Below are 3,447 nucleotides of genomic sequence, written 5' to 3'. Positions count from 1 at the left end.
TTGGCGTGGCTGTGGGTGTTGAAGTCGGGGTCGGTGCTGGCACAGGTGTAAGTATTGGCAAAAGAGTTCTTCTGGAGCCGCACCCTTGCAGAGAAACCAAAAGCACCAAACCAAAAACTAGCACCGCAATTGATTGGGCAACACGACGCGAAGTAACCCTAGACCACATCTGCTTCACTCCTCCCGAAACTTCAAAGGATCCCGTATTTTTACCGTCTGTATGGATACCATCTTCAGGAAGGAATCTGAGTAAAGGGGCAGTTAAGGTACGCTTAAGAAGACAAGAAGTTACCCCCGCCTGAGTCAAAACTCAGGGGAGAACATGGGCAGGCTTTTTCCCCTAATCCCCCAATTCGGGATCCGGTCGTACCCGCACCCCCATCTGGCGCAGCAGGCGTAAAGAGTTTTCTGGCCCATCGATCATCTGCTGCTCGTTGATCCAGTAGGTGGCAATGCCCAGGTCTTCTAGAAATCGCACATAGGGATCTGGCGGTGGCCCATCGAAAACGGCGGCCTTCTGAACGGAAAAGCCCTGCTCGATCCAAGGGCCGAGGGCAAAGCGCTCATAGTAGAGCAACTGTCCCACCACTTCCTGCAAAGCCTCTGCCGCATCCTTGTGGTGCAGGAGCTTCACTTCGGCCAAAAGCAGATGCCCGTCCGCCACGGCCAAAAAGTCAAAGGTATGCTGATCCTCCCGGACTTCCAATCCTGCCAGGCGGAACCAGCGGCGAAACTGGTGCAAGATCTCGTTGTGGCGCTCGCTGCGCTCCAACTGACGTCGACGGCGGCGTTCTGCCATCAGCGGGTCTGTCCCGGCGCTGTGAGGGATCCCACTGCTGCGGAACTGGGGCGGCTCATCGGGATCCAAAACCACCTTGCCCCCGGCAGGTTGATGCAGGAGGGGCGGCATCTGGGGCAAGAGTTCTGTGGATCCCCACTCCACCTCTGGCTGCTGAGCCCAGGTAAGCAGGTGTCGATTCAAGGGGTGCTCAGGGTGGGTGTCGAACAACAGGCGCAGTTGAGACTGGCTAAACTGAAAATCCAGACGAAATTGCTCGATGGAGAGGCTGCTCCGCCCCTTTTGCAAAGTTTCCTGGCCAAAGTAAAGCATCACCAAGAGCGGGTAAATCGGCAGCGGACGATGGGAGGGAATGAGCATCGCCCACATGTCATCCGTCCAGTGGGGGAGCAGGATCTCGGCCTGTTTGCCTTTGCCCACCACCTGCAACATTTTGGGGTGTCCCGGCTGCCAGCCACAGGGGTGATCGTCAAAGCCGCAAGTCTGCCGCCCTTGATCCACGCTCAAAGGGTAGCGCCCGTCATAAAGGCGGAAAGGACAGAGATCCCGGTCTTCGGCCAAAAAGCGCTCGTCTTGCCACAAGTGGGCCGCCAAGGCATGACAGCCGATCCCTTCCTGGCTGTTGCAGGCTTTGAGCCAGCGCCGTTCCGCCAGTTTCCCGCCCACTTTGCTCGGGGCCAGGGGCCGGATCAAACCGTTTTCCCCCTGGTTGAACAGAGGCCACACCAAAGGCTCGCCGGTTTCGGGCAAGGTCGGTAAAAGAGGGTGGGTTTTGCTGTAAAACGGGTCGCAAATGCGCTGGGCCACTTGCTGCAAGGGCAGTCCGCGAGGGGATCCCACCCAAGGCAGCAGAGATCCCGATCCGGCCTGAGCGCGGTGATATTGGATGGCCAGAGCCACCTCTAGCCCTATGGGACGCAGTTCCGGCGTGAGCTGCCGGTAGCGCTGCAGCAGCCGGGAAGCCTGCACAAACAGGTCGTAGCGCCGAACGGGAACTGCGTCAGCCATAGTGTTGCAGGAAAAGCTCCCCACTGCCTTGGGCAAGAGCTGGCACAGACAAGCACCATGGCCTCAAGAAATGAGACCTTGGCAACTGTCTCTGCAGACCCTGACCTTGCCGAGGATATCGGGCCGACACCCATTCCCCTTGGCGTCAGGTCAGTAGTCAGTGTAGTGGAGAAACCCAGGCGCGAGAAGATGTTGCCACCTGGCGGCAGGTTGTGGGAAAAATGCGCAGCAGGCCCTAGCGTCGCGGCCACCAAGGAAACCAAGGAAGCCACCAAGGAAACCAAGGAAAGGGAAAGGGGCGCTCTGTCTCTGCGTCGCGGTTGTACTCCGTAGGTCGGCCTGTATCCGGCTGAAGCACCAAGCTGCCCACATAGTCGGCCTCTCGATAGACGCGGGCAATTTGATGGTGGATTTGGGCCATGTCTTCAGCAGAGACCACGCCATTGTCGGTGGCTTTGTAGAACTGGACCGTGACCCGAATGGGAAAGCGGGGATCCCGCTCGATGTCCAGGTTGTTGATCTCGGTGAAGGGGCCCTCTACCTCTCCATGTCCGATGACAGCGGCTTCTACATTGCTGAGGCCGGCCAGGCCGGCTGCGGGTCCGAAATTGACAGAGATATCCTCAACTTCCCTTCGCGGCGGCTGCCGCTGCTGGAGAGGTACTTGGATCACCATCACCAGGTTCAGGGCTTCTTCTGCCACTTCCGCAGCATCGGGATCCTGAGGGGTTGGGTCGGCGGCTTGCTCGGCCCGAAAATCGCTGAGGCGCTGCCCGGTGAGGCTGGCCCGTTCACCGTTTTGATTGAAGAAAAGGCGCTGGCCCCAAATAGCCCCGCCCACCCTATCTTCGGTGCGGTTCTCGATCACCGTAATGCTGGTGCCCTCGCGGGTGGCCAAAATGGCCAGCACGGCTGGGTTGCCGGGATGGGATTGGTAGTTGAACAGCACCGGGTTGAATTGAGCGGATCCCCCGGCAGGGATAGGCAAAAAGGCGGCCTGGGCGCTCACCAACACATGGCTATCCCGTGGAGCCAGCAGGGAGTTCCGGTTGCCGGCCCAAGAGCCGGGATCATGTAAGTAGCGGCGCAGATTCCCCAGCAGCTCTCGCAACGACACTGGTTGCAGGGGTTTTCCTTTTTCGTTGCCCACCAGCACCTGCAGGCTGTCGAGGGGCAGGTCGGCAGACAGATCGGCAAAGTTGGGGTAGCGGATCACCGGCATCAAGCTCAGCTCGTAGCGGCCCGTTCTGGGGTTGAGCTGTTGTACCTGGATGGTCATGTCGCTGATGTTGGGGCCAAGGGCAGATCCCTTGTGGCGTCCGGTATCTTCCCAGGTGATGTTGACGATATCCAGCCCATACTGCTTTGCCAAGGCTCGCGCTTGCGGATCCCAGGTCATGGAGATCGTCTGGTCAATCACCTGCCTGTAGGCCAAGTACTCTGCCCACTCTGAAGGCGAGGGGGAAGAAAGGGACTGGTGGAGGGGAAAATCCATAGGGGTTGCCTGAGAAGTAGACACCATCGGCGGAGCGGCCAGGGAAATGCCCACCCAGCTCAGTGAACTCAGCAGCCAGGGGATGGGGGCGCGCATAGCAATATTCCTGAGGATTGGAAATTGGGGGACTATACCCTGACAATAG

The 3,447-nt window shown here is 58.9% G+C and carries 2 protein-coding genes; both read right to left on the bottom strand.

Annotation, left to right across the window (positions count from 1 at the left end; genetic code table 11):
- Positions 1 to 340: 340 nt before the first annotated feature.
- The gene (locus NW837_RS11215) at positions 341 to 1,807 is read right to left on the bottom strand and encodes a hypothetical protein (RefSeq protein WP_011434306.1); all 1,467 of its coding nucleotides are present in this window, start codon (positions 1,805 to 1,807) and stop codon (positions 341 to 343) included.
- Between the two features lie 235 nt (positions 1,808 to 2,042).
- Positions 2,043 to 3,398 carry a hypothetical protein gene (locus tag NW837_RS11210; protein ID WP_414331571.1) on the bottom strand — a complete coding sequence of 452 codons (1,356 nt, stop codon included), beginning with the start codon at positions 3,396 to 3,398 and terminating at the stop codon, positions 2,043 to 2,045.
- Positions 3,399 to 3,447: the final 49 nt, after the last annotated feature.

This window comes from Synechococcus sp. R6-10 (assembly GCF_047461815.1).
Lineage (GTDB): Bacteria > Cyanobacteriota > Cyanobacteriia > Thermostichales > Thermostichaceae > Thermostichus.
Note: the sequence above shows the minus strand (reverse complement) of the source record. Positions and strands in the feature narration are given on the sequence as shown.

Bases quoted from the DNA above. Each gene is read 5' to 3' on its own strand.
- NW837_RS11215 (WP_011434306.1), bottom strand. From the start codon at position 1,807: ATGGCTGACGCAGTTCCCGTTCGGCGCTACGACCTGTTTGTGCAGGCT.
- NW837_RS11210 (WP_414331571.1), bottom strand. From the start codon at position 3,398: ATGCGCGCCCCCATCCCCTGGCTGCTGAGTTCACTGAGCTGGGTGGGC.